This is a genomic window from Xenorhabdus santafensis (assembly GCF_033949405.1).
In the GTDB taxonomy this organism is placed as follows: Bacteria; Pseudomonadota; Gammaproteobacteria; order Enterobacterales; family Enterobacteriaceae; genus Xenorhabdus; species Xenorhabdus santafensis.
Map to the genome: position 1 here is coordinate 1 of NZ_VCDN01000396.1, position 442 is coordinate 442.

Below are 442 nucleotides of genomic sequence, written 5' to 3' on the forward strand. Positions count from 1 at the left end.
AAAGAATTATAAGTTAGCAAAAGCAATTAGTGAGGTATATTGGTCGCAATTTCGATCCATGTTAGAATACAAAGCAAAATGGTATGGCAAACAAGTCATTGTCGTATCGAAAACATTTGCTTCCAGCCAATTATGTTCTTGTTGTGGATATCAAAATAAAGACGTTAAAAATCTAAACCTACGTGAATGGGACTGTCCTTCTTGTCGTACACACCATGATAGGGATATTAACGCAAGTATCAATCTAAAGAATGAAGCGATAAGGCTTCTAACCGCAAGGACTGCGGGGTTAGCCTAATCAATTAGAGTTCGATAGAACTCTTTACTTAGGAATCCCCCTCTTCTAAACGAAGTGAAAGTGGGGGTAGTTCAAGAAAAGTTATTAGATAGTTTATTTAGTTTTTAAAATTAATAATAGGATTATAGCAATCAACAATAACTT

At 34.6% G+C, this 442-nt stretch carries 1 protein-coding gene; it reads left to right on the top strand.

Going from position 1 to position 442, the window contains the following annotated elements:
- Positions 1-298: RNA-guided endonuclease TnpB family protein (locus FE392_RS22880; protein WP_319931977.1), on the top strand; the 298-nt coding region annotated here is incomplete at its 5' end.
- Positions 299-442 lie beyond the last annotated feature (144 nt).